This window comes from Lachnoanaerobaculum sp. OBRC5-5, from assembly GCF_000296385.1.
In the GTDB taxonomy this organism is placed as follows: domain Bacteria; phylum Bacillota; class Clostridia; order Lachnospirales; family Lachnospiraceae; genus Lachnoanaerobaculum.
In genome coordinates this window covers 2,541,080-2,562,168 of the sequence record NZ_JH815185.1, presented here as the reverse complement: position 1 = coordinate 2,562,168, position 21,089 = coordinate 2,541,080, and the positions used below count along the sequence as shown (strand labels likewise).

Annotated in this window: 19 protein-coding genes; 5 read left to right on the top strand and 14 right to left on the bottom strand. The window is 38.7% G+C overall.

The features are described from left to right. Nucleotides 1-447: 447 nt before the first annotated feature. The 6 genes from cooS to HMPREF1135_RS11810 form a co-directional block, all read right to left on the bottom strand. The gene (gene cooS / locus HMPREF1135_RS11835) at nucleotides 448-2,607 is read right to left on the bottom strand and encodes an anaerobic carbon-monoxide dehydrogenase catalytic subunit (protein WP_007595473.1); all 2,160 of its coding nucleotides are present in this window, start codon (nucleotides 2,605-2,607) and stop codon (nucleotides 448-450) included. Nucleotides 2,608-2,790: 183 nt separating this feature from the next. Next, complete coding sequence (locus tag HMPREF1135_RS11830) at nucleotides 2,791-3,843, bottom strand: electron transfer flavoprotein subunit alpha/FixB family protein (protein WP_007595472.1); 1,053 nt, start codon at nucleotides 3,841-3,843, stop codon at nucleotides 2,791-2,793. 13 nt (nucleotides 3,844-3,856) lie between these two features. Then, nucleotides 3,857-4,639 (bottom strand): electron transfer flavoprotein subunit beta/FixA family protein, encoded by a 783-nt coding sequence (locus HMPREF1135_RS11825; RefSeq protein ID WP_007595471.1) that lies wholly within the window; start codon nucleotides 4,637-4,639, stop codon nucleotides 3,857-3,859. 26 nt (nucleotides 4,640-4,665) lie between these two features. Beyond that, nucleotides 4,666-5,820, bottom strand: coding sequence for an acyl-CoA dehydrogenase (locus HMPREF1135_RS11820; RefSeq protein ID WP_007595470.1), 1,155 nt, complete (start codon nucleotides 5,818-5,820; stop codon nucleotides 4,666-4,668). A 174-nt stretch (nucleotides 5,821-5,994) separates the two neighbouring features. Then, nucleotides 5,995-6,831: a 3-hydroxyacyl-CoA dehydrogenase family protein gene (locus HMPREF1135_RS11815; protein ID WP_007595469.1), complete on the bottom strand. Its 837-nt coding sequence runs from the start codon at nucleotides 6,829-6,831 to the stop codon at nucleotides 5,995-5,997. 69 nt (nucleotides 6,832-6,900) lie between these two features. Continuing rightward, a complete protein-coding gene (locus HMPREF1135_RS11810) occupies nucleotides 6,901-7,677 on the bottom strand; it encodes an enoyl-CoA hydratase-related protein (RefSeq protein WP_007595468.1) in 777 nt (258 codons plus the stop codon). Nucleotides 7,678-8,152: 475 nt separating this feature from the next. Between HMPREF1135_RS11810 and HMPREF1135_RS11805 the strand changes: the two genes are divergently transcribed. From HMPREF1135_RS11805 to HMPREF1135_RS11790, 4 genes are all read left to right on the top strand, one after another. Beyond that, nucleotides 8,153-9,340: an acetyl-CoA C-acetyltransferase gene (locus HMPREF1135_RS11805; RefSeq protein WP_007595467.1), complete on the top strand. Its 1,188-nt coding sequence runs from the start codon at nucleotides 8,153-8,155 to the stop codon at nucleotides 9,338-9,340. Next, nucleotides 9,337-9,987 carry a CoA transferase subunit A gene (locus tag HMPREF1135_RS11800; RefSeq protein ID WP_007595465.1) on the top strand — a complete coding sequence of 217 codons (651 nt, stop codon included), beginning with the start codon at nucleotides 9,337-9,339 and terminating at the stop codon, nucleotides 9,985-9,987. The genes HMPREF1135_RS11805 and HMPREF1135_RS11800 overlap by 4 nt, the downstream gene beginning before the upstream one ends. Next, complete coding sequence (locus HMPREF1135_RS11795; protein ID WP_007595463.1) at nucleotides 9,987-10,631, top strand: 3-oxoacid CoA-transferase subunit B; 645 nt, start codon at nucleotides 9,987-9,989, stop codon at nucleotides 10,629-10,631. Before HMPREF1135_RS11800 ends, HMPREF1135_RS11795 begins: the two co-directional genes overlap by 1 nt. Nucleotides 10,632-10,888: 257 nt before the next feature. After that, nucleotides 10,889-12,256 carry a short-chain fatty acid transporter gene (locus HMPREF1135_RS11790; RefSeq protein ID WP_007595462.1) on the top strand — a complete coding sequence of 456 codons (1,368 nt, stop codon included), beginning with the start codon at nucleotides 10,889-10,891 and terminating at the stop codon, nucleotides 12,254-12,256. Nucleotides 12,257-12,293: 37 nt separating this feature from the next. On the opposite strand, the gene HMPREF1135_RS11785 is transcribed toward HMPREF1135_RS11790, so the two are convergent. Beyond that, nucleotides 12,294-13,220 carry a calcium/sodium antiporter gene (locus HMPREF1135_RS11785; RefSeq protein ID WP_007595460.1) on the bottom strand — a complete coding sequence of 309 codons (927 nt, stop codon included), beginning with the start codon at nucleotides 13,218-13,220 and terminating at the stop codon, nucleotides 12,294-12,296. A gap of 286 nt (nucleotides 13,221-13,506) precedes the next feature. Here HMPREF1135_RS11785 and HMPREF1135_RS11780 point away from each other — a divergent pair, with 286 nt between their 5' ends. Next, nucleotides 13,507-14,397: a polysaccharide deacetylase family protein gene (locus tag HMPREF1135_RS11780; RefSeq protein WP_007595458.1), complete on the top strand. Its 891-nt coding sequence runs from the start codon at nucleotides 13,507-13,509 to the stop codon at nucleotides 14,395-14,397. A gap of 250 nt (nucleotides 14,398-14,647) precedes the next feature. On the opposite strand, the gene HMPREF1135_RS11775 is transcribed toward HMPREF1135_RS11780, so the two are convergent. The 7 genes from HMPREF1135_RS11775 to HMPREF1135_RS11745 form a co-directional block, all read right to left on the bottom strand. Further along, a complete protein-coding gene (locus tag HMPREF1135_RS11775) occupies nucleotides 14,648-15,241 on the bottom strand; it encodes a 3D domain-containing protein (RefSeq protein ID WP_007595456.1) in 594 nt (197 codons plus the stop codon). Nucleotides 15,242-15,514: 273 nt separating this feature from the next. Beyond that, nucleotides 15,515-16,030: a DsbA family oxidoreductase gene (locus tag HMPREF1135_RS11770; RefSeq protein ID WP_007595454.1), complete on the bottom strand. Its 516-nt coding sequence runs from the start codon at nucleotides 16,028-16,030 to the stop codon at nucleotides 15,515-15,517. An 80-nt stretch (nucleotides 16,031-16,110) separates the two neighbouring features. Next, the gene (locus HMPREF1135_RS11765) at nucleotides 16,111-16,491 is read right to left on the bottom strand and encodes a heavy-metal-associated domain-containing protein (RefSeq protein WP_007595446.1); all 381 of its coding nucleotides are present in this window, start codon (nucleotides 16,489-16,491) and stop codon (nucleotides 16,111-16,113) included. Nucleotides 16,492-16,579: 88 nt separating this feature from the next. After that, the gene (locus HMPREF1135_RS11760; protein WP_007595445.1) at nucleotides 16,580-17,836 is read right to left on the bottom strand and encodes an erythromycin esterase family protein; all 1,257 of its coding nucleotides are present in this window, start codon (nucleotides 17,834-17,836) and stop codon (nucleotides 16,580-16,582) included. Nucleotides 17,837-17,844: 8 nt separating this feature from the next. Continuing rightward, the gene (locus HMPREF1135_RS11755; RefSeq protein ID WP_007595444.1) at nucleotides 17,845-18,432 is read right to left on the bottom strand and encodes a hypothetical protein; all 588 of its coding nucleotides are present in this window, start codon (nucleotides 18,430-18,432) and stop codon (nucleotides 17,845-17,847) included. A 55-nt stretch (nucleotides 18,433-18,487) separates the two neighbouring features. Then, nucleotides 18,488-19,726 (bottom strand): AI-2E family transporter, encoded by a 1,239-nt coding sequence (locus HMPREF1135_RS11750; protein WP_007595443.1) that lies wholly within the window; start codon nucleotides 19,724-19,726, stop codon nucleotides 18,488-18,490. Next, a complete protein-coding gene (locus HMPREF1135_RS11745) occupies nucleotides 19,727-21,025 on the bottom strand; it encodes a M18 family aminopeptidase (protein ID WP_007595442.1) in 1,299 nt (432 codons plus the stop codon). It lies immediately after the preceding gene. Between the last annotated feature and the right edge of the window lie 64 nt (nucleotides 21,026-21,089).

The following is a 21,089-nucleotide window of genomic DNA, read 5'->3' as shown; positions in this document are numbered from 1 at the left end:
TCACCAAATCAACGTTATAAAATGCTTGTAACTTATAGACTAACCTTTACCTCTTTAACTTTACTATCAGATATCTCACAATAAGTCCGACAGCGACAAAATATCCTACATATCCGACTACACTGACAACTGTTATTACAGAGTCCCAAAACAACTGCATGTCCATAAAATTCCTCCTCATTCCCCATACAAAACTTTCACGAAGCTTTTATTTAACTTCATTGTACATCTTATAAATCAGTTGTCAATAGCTGCGGCTTATTATATTTCCTCACCATAAAGCAAAAAATCTCCAGGCTCGGCTGGCTCCTGATGTTGGTGAACTTACTGCTGGAGATTATTATCAATATATATGTACACAAGATATGTACACTGTTATAGTACTATAACAAAGGAAAATCGTCAAAATATTTTTTAATCCAAGCTGTTTCTAACCGACTTATACTACTATACTACGGCTAAATCTTCCTCTTTATGAACTATCTCATCAGATACAGCCCAACCGAGAGCTTTTCTCTTTTCAATGATATCTGCAACTATTTTTTCTCCCAGAGAGTCGGGATTTGTATCTACAACCATAACAGATCCAAGTAATTCCTTAGTTCCCTCCTTCAAAAATTCTATTACATTCTTCGAACCGTGAATTTGAGCCTCCACACAATGATATGAATTTATACCCATAAGTCTGAAACCAAGGGCCGCATCTATTCCCTTTTCATTGCTCCACTCCGGAGATGAAAATGCAAAAGGCATTTCATAAAGCGGCTTACCCGCCTCACCTGCAACACCTGCAAAGATTCCGCTTGACCTGGTATTATCTATACACTCACCCACATGCCATACCGGAGGTAAATCTCCAAGGAATTCTTTTAAACTCTCTCCTGCATGCTCCTGTCCCGAAACATTGCAATATCCCATCTTCATAAGCGGGAATGAGGCACATCCGTTTGTAAGTATCAAGATATTGTTTCTAAGCAGTGCATTGGCTACATCAATAACACATTTCTCATATACAACCTTAGGATTGTTACATCCTACTATATTTACAATACCAAGTATTTTGCCTTCTCTTACGGCCTCGTATAAAGGTTTCATAGAACCGTAGTGTTTATGCACATACTCAGGTGAAAATCCGACTTCGGCATCAACCTCATATGGCGGAATATATACAGGTATACCCTGTCTGTCTTTAAAGCTTTCTATACCTCTGAGTACTATTTTTTCTGCAAGTTCTCTTGTCTCTCCTATATTTGAATGATGATGGTCATACTCAAATCTCTCGGCACCCGGCAATCTTGCAGATTCACTTGTCGTAACAACTGTAGTTCTGAAGCACTTTGCAACTTCCATAATTGACGGAAATACATCCTGTACATCGGCAATCCAAAGGTCAAGCGCTCCCGTACCAAGTACAAGCTCCGCAGATACAGCATTTGAAAGTGGAATAACTCCTGCATAACGATACATTGCTGAAAGTCCTGAACAGCAGATGCCGTAGAATCTGATTCCCTTTGCCCCGGCTTCTTTTGCAAGATTTATAAACTTCTCTTCCTGACCGACTCTTACAATCTCACTTACAAGGGTAGGCAGATGACCGTGAACAGCAATATTTACATATCCTTTTTTCAAAGCACCGATATTTACCTTTGATGTAACTCTGTCACCCACTCCGAAAAGTCCGTCTGTTGCTATTGATGTACTTACAACACCTGAGTATGTGAATGCAAGTCCGCAGCGTAAAAACTGCTGCATAATGCTCTTCCAGTCACCGTCAGTACCGACACCTGTTTTATGATAAGCTTCAAACACTTCATGGTAGGCACTGATAGGTATAATATCAAGTTCCTTCCACACTTTCTTTCTTTCCTCTGAACCAAGTGCCTCTATGATCTTATAATCCCCCGGCACTGTACGGCTCATATCATCCAAAAGCACATCAGCAAGTTCCGATGCAATCTTTTTTATACTTCTTCTCTCAGTCTTTATTCCGAATGCTTTTGCGGTATCCTTTATCTTTTGCTGTCCGAGTATAGGTAAATCAAGTTTCCCTTCAGCAGCCCACTTTAAAGATAGAATAACTTCTCTACCGTGCATACCGTGCTGAGCCGCACCTGCAGCAGCGGAACGAAGCAAATTTCTTGCCACTATAAGATCCGCATCCGCACCACAGACTCCCTTAGGACTCTTTGAAGTTATCTTACATGGACCCATATTACAAATCTTACAGCAGATTCCCGCCATACCGAAACCACACTGTGGCTGCTGTTTGTCAAATCTGTCAAATGTGGTATCAAATCCCAGCTGATTCTGACGCAAAATCATCTCTTTTACTGCCGGATCCGGAGTATTTTCCAAAACCTCATCCTTTGACGGAAAAGTCTTTCTGTACTCAGATACAGCATTCATATAATCTCTGATAAAAGCTTTATCGTCTCCGTCCTCTTCATGGTCCGACTTTAATGTAATTGTCGGTACTCCATGTTCATCAAATCCTATCAAATTTCTATGGCTGTGAATATGGTCAACTCCATGCTTATGTTCGCGACTGTGATTGTGTTCGTGATTATGATTATGTTCGTGACTGTGTTCTTTCTTTCCCATGAGCATTCCTTCCTACTTTACAACAAGAAACCTATAACCTATTTACCTATTAATTTAGTATGTTTTAAGGTTTTTTGATTATAAAATATTTTTCATTCCATGTCAAGTGGGAATTTGCACTATTTTTAAAACAAAAAATCGCTATAAACCCGTTTCCCGGTTTATAGCGATCTGATTTATATGTATATATTAATCTTCTTTAGCAAGCTCCGCTTTAATCTTCTCTGTAAGTGCAGGAACTATCTTGTTCAAATCACCTACTATACCATAGTCTGCAACACTGAAGATAGGTGCATTCTCATCCTTATTGATAGCGATGATAATATCACTCTCTTCCATACCTGCCAAATGCTGTATAGCACCTGAAATACCTATTGCAAAATAAAGATGTGGACGAACTGTTTTTCCTGTCTGTCCTACCTGAATATCCTTTGACATCCAACCTGCATCAACTACAGCTCTTGAACAGCTTACAGTACCGTGAAGTGCATCTGCCAAATCCTTAAGTATCCTAAAATTCTCTGCCGAACCTAAACCTCTACCGCCTGATACCAAAATCTTTGCAGCCATGATATCTTCTGTTGTCTTGGCATTCTTTACTATCTCTAAGATCTCAACATATTTGCTGTTCTCTTCAAGCTTGGCATCAAAGTCTATTACCTGTGCTTTTGCACCTGCCACTCTTTCCTTCTTTTGCATAACACCCGGACGAACTGTTGCCATCTGCGGTCTGTTCTCAGGGCATGCAATAGTAGCTATGGTATTTCCACCGAATGCAGGTCTTGTCATAAGAAGCTGATTATGCTTCTGCTCTCTTCCTGCAATAGCCACTAAAGGATAATCACCGATCTCAAGCTGTGTACAGTCTGCTGTAAGTCCTGTTCCGACTCTTGCGGAAACTCTAGGTCCTAAATCTCTACCTATAGCTGTTGCACCGATAATAAATATTTCAGGCTTAAACTCGTTTATAACCGCTGTAAGTGCCTGTGTATACGGCTCTGTACGGTACTCTTTAAGTTTAGGATCATCTACAACTATTATCTTATCAGCACCGTGCTCGGCGAGTTCTTCAACCAGTCCCTTTATATCAGATCCAAGTAATACTGCTGTAACCTCTGTATTGAGATCAGCAGCCAAATCCTTACCTTTTCCTATAAGTTCAAGGGAAATACCGCTCAATTTGCCGTCTACCTGCTGGGCAAATGTAAACACTCCCCTGTATTCTTCTGTATTTTGTCTCATAAACGACTCCTTTTTAGATGATATGTGTTTCTTTTAACTTGCCTATGATGTAGTCAACAGACTCTGATGCACCAAGGTTTACCTGCTCTCCTGCACCCTTTCTTACCTTATCGGATGCTTTTGCAATCTGTGTCGGTGAACCCTTAAGACCGATATTTGAATCATCTACACCTACAAGGTCCGCTCTTGAGAATACAATTACTTCTTTGTCATAAGCATCAAAAATACCACCCGGAGTCATATATCTTGGCTCATTAAGCTCTGATAAAGCTGTAATAAGTACAGGCATTTTTGCTTTTAAAACATGATATCTGTCATCAAACTGACGCTCTACCACAACACTGTCTCCATCAATCTCTATCTTTTGTGCATAGCTGATAACAGGTAAATCAAGATGTTCTGAAATCTGTGGTCCTACCTGCGCCGTATCTCCGTCTATAGCCTGACGACCTGTGATAATAAGATCATATTCAAGCTTTCTGAGTGCTCCCGCTATAGTCTGTGATGTAGCCCATGTATCGGCTCCGCCAAGTACTCTGTCTGTAATAAGCACAGCCTTGTCGGCTCCCATTGCCATAGCTTCTCTAAGCACTTCATCAGCCTTTGGAAGTCCCATAGTAACCACAGTAACTTCTGCACCGTATTTATCTTTAAGTCTAAGAGCAGCCTCAAGACCCGCCTTGTCGTCCGGGTTCATAATTGTAAGCATAGCTCCTCTGTTTAATGTGCCGTCAGGGTTAAAAACAACACCGCCCTTTGTATCCGGCACTTGTTTAATACAAACAACTATCTTCATGACATCCTCCATTCGTAATAGCACAATTATTTAAGCAATGCGCCTGAAATTACCATTCTTTGTACTTCACTTGTACCTTCATATACTTCTGTAATCTTCGCATCACGCATCATTCTTTCAATTTCGTATTCTCTTGTATATCCATATCCACCGTGAAGCTGTACTGCCTTTGTGGTAACTTCCATTGCCACTTCTGCAGCGTAAAGCTTAGCCATAGCCGCTTCCTCTGAATATGTCTTCTGTGTTGCCTTAGCCATAGCTGCCCTGTATACAAGCATCTGTGCCGCCTTTACTTTGGTTGCCATATTTGCAAGCTCAAACTGAGTATTTTGGAATGCTCCGATAGATCTTCCGAACTGTTTTCTTTCTTTTACATATGCAACTGTTCTCTCAAGTGCTCCCTCAGCTATACCAAGTGCCTGTGCGGCAATACCGATACGACCGCCGTCAAGAGTGTGCATTGCAATACCGAATCCCTTACCTGCAGGACCGAGCATATTTTCCTTCGGAACTCTGCAATCTGTAAAAATAAGCTCATAAGTAGATGAACCTCTGATACCCATCTTCTTTTCCTTTGTTCCGAATCCGAATCCCGGTGTATCCTTCTCAACTATAAATGCGGAGAAAATCTTCTTCTGTCTTCCCTTTGCATCCACCTTTATCTCTGTACATGCAATTACAACATAGATATCCGCCTCTTTACCGTTTGTAATAAAAATCTTTGAACCGTTAAGTACATACTCGTCACCGTCAAGCACCGCCTTTGTAACAGCGCCCTGAGCATCCGTACCTGCATTAGGCTCTGTAAGTGCGAAAGCACCAAGTTTCTCTCCCTTTGCCAAAGGAACAAGATACTTTTCCTTCTGCTCCGGTGTACCGTACATAGCGATAGGATCTGCACAAAGTGATGTATGAGCTGAAACAATAACACCTGTTGTGGCACAAACCTTTGATATCTCTTCTACACACATAACATATGCTAACGGATCGGCACCCTGACCTCCAAATTCCTTTGCTACAGGAATACCAAGGAAACCGTATTTTGCCATCTTGGTTACAGTTTCTCTTGGAAATATTTCTGTTTCATCCACCTCTACTGCAAGAGGTTTTACTTCCTTTTCGGCAAACTCTCTGAAAAGGGATCTTGCCATCTCATGTTTCTTGTCTAAACTAAAATCCATGAATCATACCTACTTGAATAAATCCAAGTGCAAACATAAATAGTGAAAGTCTTTGTTTGCGTTATCCTTTCTTAGTTTTCTTTCACCTATATAGTAAATACAAACCCGCCTTTTGTATCTATCTCACATTAAAACCCCTTTTTACATTTTAACTGTAAAAAGGGGATAAATATTTTACTTATAAGAGAATATTCCTTCTCCGGTCTTCTTACCAAGCTTACCTGCAGCTACAAGCTCTTTTAACTTTGGAGCCGGTAAATACTTGTCATCCCCTGTCTCATTGTGAATAACTTCCATAATGGCAAGGCAAATATCAAGTCCGATAAGGTCTGCCAAATGAAGAGGTCCCATAGGATGTGCACATCCCAAAACCATAGCTGTATCAACACCCTCAGCGTCTGCCGTTCCTGCATCCCATACATTGATTGCTTCATTGATCATTGGAATAAGGATACGGTTTACTACAAATCCCGGTGCTTCCTTAACCTGTACAGGAGTCTTTCCGATATCTTCAGATATCTTCTTAATCTTTTCCACCAATTCTGCAGGTGTCTTCTCTCCACCGATTACTTCAACAAGTTTCATTCTGTCCGCAGGGTTAAAGAAATGCATACCTACTACAGGTCTGTCAAGCGCCTCACCGATTCTTGTGATAGAAAGTGATGAAGTATTTGAAGCGAAAATACAATCCTTAGAAACTATATTCTGAAGCTCTTTGAAAATCTGCTGCTTAACTTCCATCTTCTCAAGGGCAACTTCAACAATCAAATCACAGTCACTGCAGATATCGTTAAGGCCTACTTTTATTTTTGAAATAATCTTATCTCCGGCCTCTTTTGATATTTTCTCTTTTCCTACAAGGAAATTGATGTTCTTTTGAATCTTTGCAAAGCCTGCCTGTGCGTATTCTTCCTTAATATCACAAAGTCTTACTTCATATCCTTCCGTCATTGCAAAAGCCTGAGCAATTCCTGAACCCATTGTACCTGCACCGATAATACCAACTTTCATTTTTTTATCCTTTCCGAATTAAAATTTATATTTTAAACTTCATTATAATTTTTTAAATTAGACCTATATTTATGAATTAGTAAAATTCTTCTCTTTTCTCTTTTCAAGGAAAGCGTTCATACCCTCTATCTGATCATGTGTTTCAAAGCAACTTCCAAACAGCTTCTCCTCAATCACAATTGCATCATCCATCTTCGCATCAAGTCCTTCATTGATAGCTTTCTTACATGCACGAACTGCTATAGGAGCGTTTTGTGCTATGGTAGCCGCCATCTTTTTTGCGGCAGGCATAAGTTCCTCCGGTGAATATACAGCGTTAACAAGCCCTATTCTAAACGCCTCATCAGCTTTTATATTTCTTGCTGTATAAATCAACTGCTTTGCCATTCCTACACCGACTATTCTCGCAAGTCTTTGTGTTCCGCCAAATCCCGGTGTGATTCCAAGTCCCACTTCAGGTTGACCGAACATCGCATTATCTGAGCATATACGAATGTCACAGCTCATAGCGATCTCACATCCTCCGCCAAGTGCAAATCCGTTCACAGCGGCTATAACAGGAACAGGGAAAGTCTCTATCTTTCTGAATACATCATTTCCCTTCTTACCGAAAGCCTCACCCTCCGCCGGGCTCAATTTGCTCATTTCACCTATATCGGCACCTGCTACAAAAGACTTATCTCCTTCTCCTGTCAGAATGACAGCTCTGATTGTATTAGTGTCAATACTGTCAAAGCAAGCATCAAGCTCAGCCAGTACTTCAGAGTTCAAAGCATTGAGCGCCTTCGGTCTATCTATTGTCACAATACCTACAGCACCTTCTGTATCAAACCTTACAAAACCCATAAAACACCTCCTTGTCAATATTGCATGTCAGAAACCAAGTTTGACATGTTAATCCATATGATAAAAATATAACATATATGTATCCGACAATCAATTAGTTTTTTTGACTAATTATTATATCCATTTTGCATAACAATATTCTAAAATCGAAATATCATCATGCTTAAAACATATATTTTTTTCATTTATATTGAGCAAAATTATTTTGCTGTTCTTTTTATTATCCACAAAAGATTAAACACGACTCATCTTTAATATTTTTTACATATCAATATTTTTATTTATTATACCACATTGTTTAAATAAGATATATATAAAAACATATTATTTTTTTTATAGCAATTTTGAATAACCAAGGGGTGGATAATTGATTTCACTTGTGATATGCTATAGGTGATACATATATCTGACAATACAAAAAAAAGTTTACTCAATCGGTATTGTCCACTTTTATAGAATAAGTGAGGTGAAAAATATGAAAGAAGTAGTTATCGTCAGTGCTGCAAGAACAGCTATCGGTAGTTTCGGCGGTTCATTGGCAGGTGTAAGTGCAGTAGATCTCGGTATAACCGCAGCAAAGGGAGCCATTGAACGTGCAGGCATTGACGCTTCTCTTATCGACGAAGCCGTTATAGGAAATGTTTTAGGCGCAGGACTTGGCCAGAATATCGCTCGTCAGGTAATACTCGGAGCGGGATTGCCAAATACAACACCCGCATTTTCAATAAATAAGGTTTGCGGTTCAGGTCTTAGAACCGTTGAACTTGCAGCACAGATTATAAAGGCCGGTGATGCGGATATCATTCTTGCCGGCGGTACGGAGAGCATGTCAAACGCTCCATATCTTGTTAAAGGTGCAAGATTCGGCGTTAAGATGGGTAATCAAACATTGGTTGACGAGATGATTACAGACGGTCTTTGGGATGCTTACAACAACTATCACATGGGCGTGACAGCGGAAAATATTGCTGAACAAAAAGGAATAACAAGAGAAGATCAGGATGTATTCTCGGTTGAAAGCCAGAGAAGAGCACAGGTAGCTATAGAGACCGGAAGATTAAAAGATGAAATAGTTCCTGTACTTATTCCTCAAAGAAAAGGAGACCCTAAGGTATTTGATACAGACGAATATCCTAAGTTCAATACTACAATCGAAAATCTTGCAAAGCTTAAACCGGCATTTAAAAAAGACGGTACTGTAACTGCAGGTAATGCTTCAGGTATCAATGACGGTGCCGCAATGTTCATCATCGCATCAAAGGAAAAGGCACTTGAGCTTAAACTTCCTATCATGGCTACTATAAAGGGATATGCTTCAGGAGGTGTTGACCCAAGCGTAATGGGACTCGGAGTAATTCCGGCATCAAAAAAAGCAATGGAAAAAGCAGGTATCACAGCCGACGATCTTGATCTTATAGAGGCAAACGAAGCTTTTGCGGCACAGGCTCTTGCAGTATGCAACGAACTTGGATTTAAGAGAGAAATCACAAATGTAAACGGCGGTGCAATCGCGCTTGGACATCCTATCGGAGCATCAGGTGCAAGAATACTTACCACTTTACTCTTTGAGATGCAAAAGAGAGATGTTAAATGTGGCCTTGCTACACTGTGTATAGGTGGTGGAATGGGCACAGCAATTGTTGTAGAAAGGGAGACAAAATGAAAATAGTTTCAATCAAAGATGCTATTGCAGGTATCAATGACGGCGCTACAATCATGGTAGGCGGATTTTTAGCATGCGGTACACCAGAGCCGATTATTGATGCATTAGTTGAAAAAGGTGTAAAGGACTTAACACTTATTTGTAATGATACTGCCACTCCTACCACAGGTATAGGTAAGCTGGTTGCCAACAATCAGGTAAAAAAAGTTATTGCAACACATATAGGTACAAATCCTATAACCGGACAAAAGATGCATGACGGTACTATGGAGGTTGAACTTTCTCCTCAGGGTACACTTGCAGAGAGAATACGTTCAGGCGGCGCAGGACTTGGCGGTGTACTTACACCTACAGGTGTAGGTACCGAGGTTGCCGAAGGTAAGCAGGTATTAAATATTGACGGTAAAGATTATCTTTTGGAAAAACCTTTAAGAGCGGACTTTGCGCTTATAGGTGCAACAATAGCCGATGAGAAGGGAAACCTTTACTTTACTGCTACCAGCAAAAACTTCAATACGGTTATGGCAACCGCTGCCGATGTTGTTATTGTAGGTGCGGAACTTATAGTTCCTGTAGGCGATATCCAGCCTGAAAATGTTGCAATACCTGCAATATTTGTAGATTATCTTGTAGGAGGTGAGTCATAATGTCAAAAGAGAGAATTGCAAGACGTGTTGCAAGAGATTTAAACGATGGTGACGTGGTAAACTTAGGTATAGGACTTCCTACTATGGTGGCTGACTATGTACCTGAGGGTATAGAAATTACACTTCAGTCAGAGAACGGAATCCTCGGTATGGGTCCTTTGGCTTCAAGTGCAACAGCAAATAAACATTTAATTAATTCCGGCGGACAAAATGTTACCGTGCTTCCGGGTGCCTCATACTTTGACAGTGCATTCTCATTTATGATTATTCGAGGAGGCCATGTTGATATGACCGTTTTAGGTGCATTGCAGGTGGATGCTCACGGAAATCTTGCAAGCCATATAGTTCCGGGTAAAATGGTACCCGGTATGGGCGGTGCTATGGATCTTGTTACAGGTTCAAAGAAGGTTGTTGTCGCTATGACACATACCGCCAAAGACGGTGCACCGAAGATTTTAAAGGATATCACACTCCCTGCTACAGCTATTCATGCAGTTGATGAAATTGTTACAGAATTGGCTGTAATAAAGGTTACCGATGAAGGTCTTGTGCTTACAGAAGTAGCTGAGGGCGTAAGTGTGGAAGATGTTATAGCAAAGACAGAGGCACCTCTTAAGGTTGCAGATGATTTAAAGACATTCTAATTTAATTTAGTATAATTTAAATTCCCATGACCGGGATGCCGTATTTAAAAGATTAATCTCTTTTAAGATCGACATTCCGGTCTTTTATAATCTCATATCGGATGACTTCAGTATCAGAAAATACTAATTATAAATTTTTTTGTGTGATATATATAATATGTTTATACATTTTCGTTATTTTTTAGACTGGAAAAACGGATATCGGATTGATATAATAATGTTAATAATTAAACAATTTGCAAAAAGGAGGCAGATAAATGTTTAAGAAATTTACAAACGCATGTGTAAATATTGTTCAGAAATATTTGCCGGACGCATTTATTTTTTGTATCGTACTTACTATTCTTGTTTTTGCCGCTGCAATGCCTGTCAGCAAAATGAATCCGTTTGAAATAGCAAACGCTTGGGGCGAAAGTATGTGGTCCCTACTGGGATTCTCAATGCAGATGGCTTTGGTACTTGTACTGGGTACAGCACTTGCTACCGCACCTCCGGTAAAGAGAGCTATAAATGCGGCAGCGGAAGTTCCAAAATCTCCTACATCGGCAATTATTTTTATTACGGTAGTTTCAATGATTGCCTGCTGGCTTAACTGGGGATTCGGACTTGTAGTCGGTGCTATACTTGCAAAGGAAATTGCAAAGAAGGTAAAAGGTGTTGACTACAGACTTCTTATCGCATCTGCATACTCAGGCTTCGTAATCTGGCATGCAGGTTTTTCAGGTTCCATACCTCTACAGCTTGCATCATACAGTGAAGCTATAGGAAAGCAAACAGCAGGTGCGGTGACCGAATCCATTCCGACATCGCTCACCATCTTCTCATCTTGGAATCTTATAATTGTTATAGCTATAATTATAGTTATAGCATTTGTAAATGCACAGATGCATCCTACACCTGAGAATACAGTTACTGTAGACCCTAAGCTTTTATTGGATACTGAAGTACCGGAAAATAAACCTGTTTCAAAAACACCGGCTGAATGGCTTGAGAACTGTCCGTTACTCTCATTACTTACAGCATTATTTGCTATATTGTATCTGGTATATACATTTAAAACCAAGGGAAGTATCACACTCTCTCTTAATGTAGTAAATTTGATTTTCCTTACACTTGGAATTATATTCCACGGAACACCTATAAGTTATGTAAACGCTATTACAGACGCCGCAAAGAGTGCCGGAGGTATTATATTACAGTTCCCGTTCTATGCAGGTATTATGGGCATTATGACTGCTACAGGTCCTACAGGTCAGTCACTTGCAGGTGCTATAAGTGATTTCTTTGTAAATATATCAAATCAGACTACATTCCCTTTGTTTACTTTCCTTTCAGCAGGTATTGTAAACTTCTTCGTACCTTCAGGTGGCGGTCAGTGGGCTGTGCAGGCTCCTATCGTAATGCCTGCCGGAAATGCTCTCGGTGTTTCTCCTGCAGTATCAGCCATGGCTATCGCATGGGGTGATGCATGGACAAATATGCTTCAACCGTTCTGGGCTCTACCGGCTCTCGGTATAGCAGGTCTCGGTGCAAGAGATATTATGGGATATTGCGCTATAGTTCTTATTGTAACAGGAATAATCATAGGGTGCGGATTCCTATTCCTCGTCCCGTTCCTGGCATAAACATAAAAAGTACCGGCCCACAACCGGTACTTTTTTCTTATCTTAAAATAATATATACAGTATACGCTATATAGGCCGCTACCATTGCAAGGCCTTCTTTTTTTGATATCTCACCGTCATTCTTGGCAAGTATATATACCATCAAACTTGCACAAAGCAAAAAGAATGTATCGTATACAGCCACAACTTCCGCACCTATCCGATTAAGTACCGATGAAAATGCCAGAATAAATATTATATTGAATATATTTGAACCTACGACATTTCCAAGAGCAAGCGCATTCTCTCCCTTGCTTGATGCTACAATACTTGTCACAAGTTCAGGAAGTGATGTTCCTATGGCGACTATTGTAAGTCCGACCAAAGTCTCACTCATTCCGAACATCAACGCTATTTCGGAAGCGGACTCCACTACCTTGTCACCGCCAAACACTACAAGAGCAAGTCCTCCCACTATATAAACAATGGCCAAAGGTATCGGTAAATTCTTTTTCTTTTCATCATTAGCGTCATTGCTTCCCTTTAATGCAAGTCTTATAGTGTATATCATATACACTATAAAAATCAGCAGGAAAATAACTCCGGCAATTCTGTCTATGCCGCTTAAAAAGAAAACAAATCCAAGCAACAATATTGTTATAACAATATTTACAATATAATCAAATTTTAAAAGCGCCTTATCTACCGGCATAGCATGTATTATTCCGCAAATTCCCACTACAGCCAATAGATTAAATATATTCGATCCGATTACATTGTTCAGCGCTATTGCATTGTTGCCCTTTAATGCCGCATCAATACTTACCGCCGCCTCAGGTGCACTGGTTCCGAAAGCCACTATAGTAAGCCCTATTACAACCGAAGGGACATTCAACTTTCTTGCCACTCCCGAAGCACCCTCAACAAAAAAATTAGCTCCTCCCACAAGACATACGAAGCCCAAAATAAGCCATATATATACCATAAAATCATTCCTTTACATTAAAAACTGAACACAGACATAATATCTATATATTCCCTGATTGTCAACATAAGTATTAAAAATAAACTTTATTTCTATTCATCTACTGCTTAAAGAGCAATTACATATTCCTTTAAAAGTATTTAAGAAATTTATCAACACAAATATAGTATTATCTGCTATACTAGGTAAATGTATCGAATACTCTGTATGTCATCTACATCTTATATTTTGTCTATCGTAGATTCCACACAACTCAGGGCATTCAATTTATATAAGGAAGGTAGAAATGAAAAGGAGAAGTAGAAGAAGACGAAAGAATATTTTCGTCCCGATTGTAGTTTTAATTTTTTGTTGTATTTTTACGGCAATGGTTGCCTATGGATGGCAGTCACGTAAAAAGAATGTAAAAGTAGCCGATTCCTCAAAGAATGCAAATGAAACTGTAGAAGTAAATCAAAGTGAAACTTCAACCGACGGTGAGATTAACGCAATATCCGAGAGTGAGACGGATACAACAGCTGAAACCACCACAGTACCTGTGAGCAATCCGGGTCCGGATGAAAAGGTTGTTTATTTCACATTTGACGACGGTCCTTGGACAGGTACACCAAGACTTTTGGATATCTTGGATCAGTACAATATCAAGGCTTGTTTCTTTGTTACAGCACAGTATATGGATACTGAACCTCTGATAAATATGCTTAAGCAGATAAAAGACAGAGGACATAATGTAGCCGTTCACAGTTTGACACATAACTACAAGCAGATATATGCTTCCGTAGATGCTTTTATGGCAGACTATGACGCTATGGACGATCTTATATTTAAGGCTACAGGTGAGCACAGCACTATGCTTCGTTTCCCGGGTGGAAGCAATGCAAGCTATAATAAAGCTATCAGACCTCAGCTTTTACAGGCTGTAAGAGACAGAGGAATAGTATACTTTGACTGGAACTCATTTGACGGTGACGTAGAGGGCAAGAGAGGTCAGGAACTTATCGACCAGACTATCAGACAGGTAAATGAGAATACTCATTCCATTTTACTTATGCATGATATGCCGAATACTGCATTCGTACACGATGCTCTCCCTACAATCATAGAGAGACTTAAAGCTGACGGATATAAGTTTGAGCTTCTTAATGAAAATACACCACCAAGACAGTTTGCAAAATAATATATAAAGGTCTTAATTTTTCCGTTTTGTTACTTCGGAAGAAATTAAGACCTTTTTTAATACACAAAATATAAAAAAGAGAAAACCGAAATGATTTTCTCTCTAATATCCCTTTTGCAAATGTATTAACTATATTACCCCTTCTTGATAAAGAGGCCTCTGAGCTATATATGCTGTATATTGCTCACGTTACCTGCTGTAACTATGTATAACTGTTCTTTTACATTAACTTATTTGCTGTATTCTATTTTTACTGATTCTGTCCGGCCTGTCTTTCAGCTCTTCTTGCCAAGATTGCTTCAATCTTTTGCTGAGCTTCCTTAGCATCGCCTTCAACAATATAAAGTTCCGGATATCTTACTCCGTGCGCTCTGGCTTCACTATCATTGTTCATATAGATATCAATGGTTCTTCCCTTGATATTACCACCTGTATCCTCAACAACATAGATAGTATCACTATTTCCGATGCGGACTCTTGTACCCCTTGGGAGTACTGACCAGTCAGCCGCAATAGTTCTTCCAACAACCGGTGTTGTGCCTGCTTTTGTTATATTTGAAGGATCGCAATCATGTGAGTAGGCATAGGCTTTAAACTTACCTATGGATCTTCCCTTAGCCGCTTCTCTAAGAGCAGCTATTTCCGCATCCTCCTTTGCTACAAGCTCAGCTTCCTGCTGTTGTTTATATGAGTCAAGCGTTGTTTCATACTGATCGGCATTCAAACCGAATGCGGGACCTGTAACTTTGTCAACCTCCGCCTGTGTAGCTGCATAAGCACTTCCTGCCATCAATGCAGAAAATACACATGCTACTAAAGTAACCTTTTTTATTTTATTTATCATTTACTTCCTTTCTTGCAAAGAACGAATCTTTTGTTCGTCGGGATACACTAATTATATTACATAAATGTTAAATGTCAATAAGAAAATGTTGCATTCTCTTTGCGAAGCATTAAAAAAGGCTCAAGCGCTCTATTTTTTCGGTTTTTCTGCATAAAAAAATCACGTTAAAATACATTAATTATATATAATAACGTGATATCTCTTATGTTGTCCATAAAACTTTGTTAAATATTTTTTAAGTAACTTTTGTAAATTTCTACACAAAATTACATTTTATTCATCCTTTGAAGCAAGTTTAAAAAGCTCTGCAACTTTGCTGATAGGAACCAAAAGTCCGCCTCCCGATGCCGCCATCTTATCACCGTATACGTAAGAAGGTACGGCCTGAATCTCCAAAGTCTGCCAAACTTCAATGTTTGAATCCTCCACCTTCTTTGCATTCCTGTTCTCATTAAGCAAGGTAAGGATATCTTCTCTCTTTGCGCCCGCAGCTTCGGCCAAATCAGCCAAAAGCTCTATATCATCAATTCTTTGCTGATTCTCAAAATGTGCTTCAAATACGGAATCATTGTACTTTTTGATATTCAAGCCGTTTTCCGCCAAATAAAATCCTACCTGTGCGGCCAAATCCGAATGCACTCTTGCAGGTTCGGGTTTTGGATGAGCTTCACATGGTGACCATTCAATCTCTACAGTTTTATAATCCGGAAGAATATCTCCAAGTTCCTTTAAACCTTTATAACAAAACGGACAGGTATAATCATAAAAAACTTTAATCTTCTTTGACATAGACTTTTTCCTTTCTACTCACAGTATATGATATATTCATACTTTGTAATATTTATTATAACATATACATATCGTTAAGGCTATATCTTTGATTTTCTCTTTAATACCATATATCCTGCATCCGCTACCGCCTTTGAGAGCTTCTCAATATCAGGCGGATTTTTTAAAAGGACTGTCGCCATATTATCTTCAAGACTTACAGTTGCCCAAGTTCCGTCAAGAGCATTTAGTGCATTCTCTACATTTCTTACGCAATTATTGCAACTCATACCATCAATGGCAAGCTTTGCTTCATATGGATAATGTGACTTATCTCTATCCTTTACTTTTACGGACTTCGTGGCTTCTTCATGCTCAGGACAGCAATCTCCGCCTTTTTTCAACTTCTTTATATAGTTGATTGAACCGAATACAACTATTGCCGCGACAATTAATACTATAATTATATTTACTATATTCATTAAAAAACCTCCCAGTTAGATATCGCTAACTAGGAGTATATCACTTTGTTCTCAAAAAACAAGTTTCTATTTAAATTTTAATACAATATTATTCTATTATCTCTATCGGACCACCTTCGTATACAAAAATCATTGCATCATACAGGCCGCTTGGCATCGCCTTAGGTCTGTAACTGCTCTGTACTATCCTCATTATCCATGTATATCCTTCTCCAAGAGATCCCATTCTTAACGGAGAATTTATCAGACTGTATAGACTGCTGCCCTCCTTTATATCGGAAAAGTCCAATAAATACTGCTTATCTTTTGCAAATCTTGCCTGTCCCGCAAGCGGATCGGCTGAAATAAAACTTTGTATACTTCTTTTTTTCTTTTCAAGGACCTTAATATTGTCTGTGACCTTCCAAAAATCTGTGCCTATACTGTAGTAAGCATCTTTAAGATCATTTGATAAAACGGCTCCCATAGATGTATATCCGTTACCGATCTTTGCTATATGTCCGTCATGTGCCGCTATAACAAGCTTTCCGCTACCTATTTTCTTTTCTATATCCAAAACGGCTTCTATATTGCCTGCCATATCGTTATCTCTGAGAGTATAATATGATTCATTGCTGTTAGTGAAAGTCTCCATCGACTGTCTTACAGTATTTAACTCAAATACCGCATCTCTGTCATCGGCATTTGCCACATCTATATCACCGATTTTTTCTTTCACGCCGGTAACGAAATCAATAACAGCTTTTGCACTCTCTACACTTATCTCACCTTTTTCTATACAGTCGAGATTTTTATCAAACTCCTCTGCACTTGTAAGTCCTTTTGATATGCAGTAATTTTTTAAAAACTCATAACTTGTTTCGGGATTTTGCATATCAAAGCCGTAGAATCTAAGTTTCTTACCTTCACTTACAGTACTGTTGTATTCTCTCATCCATGAAATAAGCTCTTCCATCTGTTTTGTACGATATATCGGAAATGAAAATGTCTTTACAATACTTTCTATATCTCCGTCACCGCCTTGAATATATCTGTTTATTGCAGCACACTCACCATAGTCAGCCTCAAGGGCAAACGCTCTGAAGTCATAATCTTTCACCATTTTCTTTAATACCGAAAGCTTTAGTTCCTGAAAGTCCTTACAGCCGTGAGCCGCCTCTCCTATCGCAACTACATTTACATTATCCGAAACTTTTATATCATCCACAGTCTTCATATATGAATTTACATCCGCTATTTTTTTATGAGCGCTTATTTCTTCCACTTTAAATCTGCCAAACCACAAACAAGTTACTGCCGATATAATAATTACAAATCCAAGCAATATTCTCTTTAATGTTTTCATATTGTCTCCTATTCTTTTATAAGCTCATATAATTTCTTAGACCATTCATCATCCAACTGTTTTAATAAAGGTTTTAAAAGCAGCAACACCTGTTTTGAATAATAATAAAAGCTGTAAAATAAATCATCAGGAAATACGTCTTCTTCTTCCCATCTCATTTCATCCTCTTCTTCATCATAAACTTCGGACCAAAGATACTTTTCATCAATCATATCTTTAAAGTTCGGTAAAGGATCTGCATGCTCCATATCTTCGACAATATTTACCGCTTCAGCTATATATCCGAACAATTCCGCAAGCTCCGGTACAAGGTATTCTGCTACCGAATTTTTATCTCTGTCCTCTAAAGCCTTTTTAAAGACTCTGTATAGGAATATACAGGCAAAAGGTGTTGCATGCCACAGTGTGGACTGATGTTCAATTCCCATGGCTATCTCCTCTCCTGCCGTCTCTATTGCTTCTTTATCATTCATATCGTTTAAGATTTCAAAGTACTTAGGAAAGTCGGTAGCTCTTTTATAAGTTGTGGTTATTCTGTGCCAAGGTATATCCCCGGCTTTTACATTTTCTATATACTGTAAGTTTTCTTTTGTCATTTTTCCTCCTAAAAAAATACCCCTCATTATTTTTATCAAATGAGGGGCAAATAAATTATTCTAATTTTATATATTTCTTTGTTTCTTCATCTATATGATCAAGGTCCATGTAATGTTTGCTGTCAGGCTCCAATCCCTTTTTCTTTAAGAAATGCTCTGAAAGCCTGCTTATAGTCCTGTATATTATAGCCCAAGTAGGCACAGCTATTATCATTCCCACAATACCGAAGAGTCCACCAAATAACAGTATCGAAAACAGTACCCAAAAACTTGGAAGTCCTGTAGTCTGTCCCAGTATCTTAGGTCCGATAATATTTCCGTCCACCTGCTGCAATATCAAAATCCATACGGCAAACTGAAGTGCCGTAACAGGCGATATAAGAAGCAAAAGTATAATACTTGGAATAGCACCTATAAAAGGTCCGAAGAAAGGTATTACATTGGTTACACCTACCACCACACTTATAAGCAAGGCATACGGCATATGTATTATGGCCATAAATACATAGTTTATTATTCCTATTATAATAGAATCTATTATCTTACCTACAATAAACTTTTCAAACATATTCTTGATATATCTGGCCTCTGTAACTATTTCATTTCCTATCTTTACTCCTGCAACCGCATACACTATTTTCTTTGCCTGTGATGCCAGCGTAGTCTTCATATTTAAAAGATACATCATTACCATTAAACCGATAATAATATTTACTACCACACCAAGAGCATTGATTACACCGCTTGAGAGATTCTTTATATAGGTATTTACATTAGGCAATACCGTTGTAGTGGCTATATCGCTAAGTCTCGCGCTTATATCCAGATAATTCCCGATTATAAGTTTCTCAAGATTCGGATTTTTATTCAGTATATCCTTAAGCCAGGCTTCCAGATTCTGTGTACCCGAAGGTGCGTAGCTGATAACATTTGTGATACTGTTTACCAGCTCAGGTATAATCATCATTATCAAAGCAAACACTACCAAAATAAGTATTACAAGACAGGCCAGAGTGGCTACCATCTTCGCATACTTATCGGATTTCTTCCACTTTGGAAACAGTAATGATAATATCTCACCCACCCATATGCCGATACGATCATATACCGGTGCCATCAAAAACGCCATCACCACACCGTAAAGCACTGAAGAAACGGTTGATATTATAGTGCTTATAGCTGTAGCAATAGGCCCAAGTTTACTAAAAATCAAAGATATCACAAGGGCTATTACTATAACCGCAACTGCTGTTAAACCCCATTTAAAATATATGTCATTCTTATTTTCTTCCATTTAAACCTCTACAGCGACCTTGTCATCTTTTATATCAATATTTGCTTCAAAAAAGGCTTTAAGCGTCTCAAAAGCATATCCTACATCCTTTGCACCTGCAGTCTCATATGCGGAATGCATTGCCAACTGCGGCAATCCGATGTCCACAGCATTCATACTTACAACGGTATTTGAAAGATTTCCAAGAGTTGAACCACCTGCAATATCACTTCTGTTTGCAAAAGTCTGATACGGTATATTTTTCTTTTCAAGAATCTTTTTAAGTATTGCTCTGCTGAATGCATCTGTTGTATATTTTTGATTTGCACTTTCTTTAATTGCAATTCCTTGATTTAAAACCGGTCTGTTCTTTACATCAAAAAGTTCAGGGTGATTGGGATGAACGGCATGTGCATTATCACAGCTGATAAGCATACTCTTTGCTATAGCTGTGTAATACTCTTCCTTTGATTTTCCAAGTGCGGTATTTACTCTGTCAAGTGTACTTGCAAGGAATGTAGACATGGCCCCCTGCTTTGTAACGGAGCCCACCTCTTCATTGTCAAATACCGCAAAGACATTTATATGATTTTTATTTTCAGCCTCAACAAATCCTCTAAGCGATGTGTAAACACACTCCAAATCGTCAAGTCTTCCGCTTGATATAAGCTCATTGTCAAATCCGATAACCGCCGCCTTTTGTCTGTTTACCAGATATAAATCTTTTGCAAGTATAGCCTCAGGCTCTATACCCAGTTCCTTTGCAACCATATTGTCAAAGTCAGCTTCTTTAAGACTGCCTGCACTGAATACCGGAAGCATATCAACTTGATTGTTGAAAGCAAATCCCTTATTTATCTCCCTGTTAAAATGTATAGGTACATTTGGAATAATAAGTAAATCTCTATCTATATGAAGAAGTCTTGTTTCAATAACTTTATCGGTATTTACCATAACTCTTCCTGCCAGTGTCAGAGGTTTATCAATCCATGTGGCATTAATCATACCTCCATAACCTTCCACATTCAGCTTTAAATAGCCGTTTGCTTCTATTATAGGTTTATCCTTAAGCTTAAATGTTGGTGAATCGGAATGTGCGGCACTTATCTGAAAGTGATAATCTCCTTCAGCTATATCAAAAGCTATAAGACTTGATGAATTTCTTTTTGTATAGTACTTTCCTTTGTTTATATTCCATTTTTCATTTTCAGGCAGATAAGTAAAGCCTGATTTTTGTAAAACTTTTTCGCATTCATTTATCGCATGAAACATTGTCACTGATGAATCCAAAAAATTCATCAAATCTCTTAAAATATCCATACAGCCTCTTTCTATCTTATAATGTCATCTTAATACTGCATTATACCATAGAAAACTCTATCTG

What these genes read in the sequence shown, in the direction of transcription:
- HMPREF1135_RS11785 (WP_007595460.1), bottom strand. Translation starts at nt 13,220, where the DNA reads ATGGTATATATATGGCTTATTTTGGGCTTCGTATGTCTTGTGGGAGGA.
- HMPREF1135_RS11775 (WP_007595456.1), bottom strand. Translation starts at nt 15,241, where the DNA reads ATGATAAATAAAATAAAAAAGGTTACTTTAGTAGCATGTGTATTTTCT.
- HMPREF1135_RS11780 (WP_007595458.1), top strand. Translation starts at nt 13,507, where the DNA reads ATGAAAAGGAGAAGTAGAAGAAGACGAAAGAATATTTTCGTCCCGATT.
- HMPREF1135_RS11745 (WP_007595442.1), bottom strand. Translation starts at nt 21,025, where the DNA reads ATGGATATTTTAAGAGATTTGATGAATTTTTTGGATTCATCAGTGACA.
- HMPREF1135_RS11805 (WP_007595467.1), top strand. Translation starts at nt 8,153, where the DNA reads ATGAAAGAAGTAGTTATCGTCAGTGCTGCAAGAACAGCTATCGGTAGT.
- HMPREF1135_RS11825 (WP_007595471.1), bottom strand. Translation starts at nt 4,639, where the DNA reads ATGAAGATAGTTGTTTGTATTAAACAAGTGCCGGATACAAAGGGCGGT.
- HMPREF1135_RS11750 (WP_007595443.1), bottom strand. Translation starts at nt 19,726, where the DNA reads ATGGAAGAAAATAAGAATGACATATATTTTAAATGGGGTTTAACAGCA.
- HMPREF1135_RS11795 (WP_007595463.1), top strand. Translation starts at nt 9,987, where the DNA reads ATGTCAAAAGAGAGAATTGCAAGACGTGTTGCAAGAGATTTAAACGAT.
- HMPREF1135_RS11790 (WP_007595462.1), top strand. Translation starts at nt 10,889, where the DNA reads ATGTTTAAGAAATTTACAAACGCATGTGTAAATATTGTTCAGAAATAT.
- HMPREF1135_RS11820 (WP_007595470.1), bottom strand. Translation starts at nt 5,820, where the DNA reads ATGGATTTTAGTTTAGACAAGAAACATGAGATGGCAAGATCCCTTTTC.
- HMPREF1135_RS11760 (WP_007595445.1), bottom strand. Translation starts at nt 17,836, where the DNA reads ATGAAAACATTAAAGAGAATATTGCTTGGATTTGTAATTATTATATCG.
- HMPREF1135_RS11800 (WP_007595465.1), top strand. Translation starts at nt 9,337, where the DNA reads ATGAAAATAGTTTCAATCAAAGATGCTATTGCAGGTATCAATGACGGC.
- HMPREF1135_RS11755 (WP_007595444.1), bottom strand. Translation starts at nt 18,432, where the DNA reads ATGACAAAAGAAAACTTACAGTATATAGAAAATGTAAAAGCCGGGGAT.
- HMPREF1135_RS11815 (WP_007595469.1), bottom strand. Translation starts at nt 6,831, where the DNA reads ATGAAAGTTGGTATTATCGGTGCAGGTACAATGGGTTCAGGAATTGCT.
- cooS (WP_007595473.1), bottom strand. Translation starts at nt 2,607, where the DNA reads ATGCTCATGGGAAAGAAAGAACACAGTCACGAACATAATCATAATCAC.
- HMPREF1135_RS11770 (WP_007595454.1), bottom strand. Translation starts at nt 16,030, where the DNA reads ATGTCAAAGAAGATTAAAGTTTTTTATGATTATACCTGTCCGTTTTGT.
- HMPREF1135_RS11765 (WP_007595446.1), bottom strand. Translation starts at nt 16,491, where the DNA reads ATGAATATAGTAAATATAATTATAGTATTAATTGTCGCGGCAATAGTT.
- HMPREF1135_RS11830 (WP_007595472.1), bottom strand. Translation starts at nt 3,843, where the DNA reads ATGAGACAAAATACAGAAGAATACAGGGGAGTGTTTACATTTGCCCAG.
- HMPREF1135_RS11810 (WP_007595468.1), bottom strand. Translation starts at nt 7,677, where the DNA reads ATGGGTTTTGTAAGGTTTGATACAGAAGGTGCTGTAGGTATTGTGACA.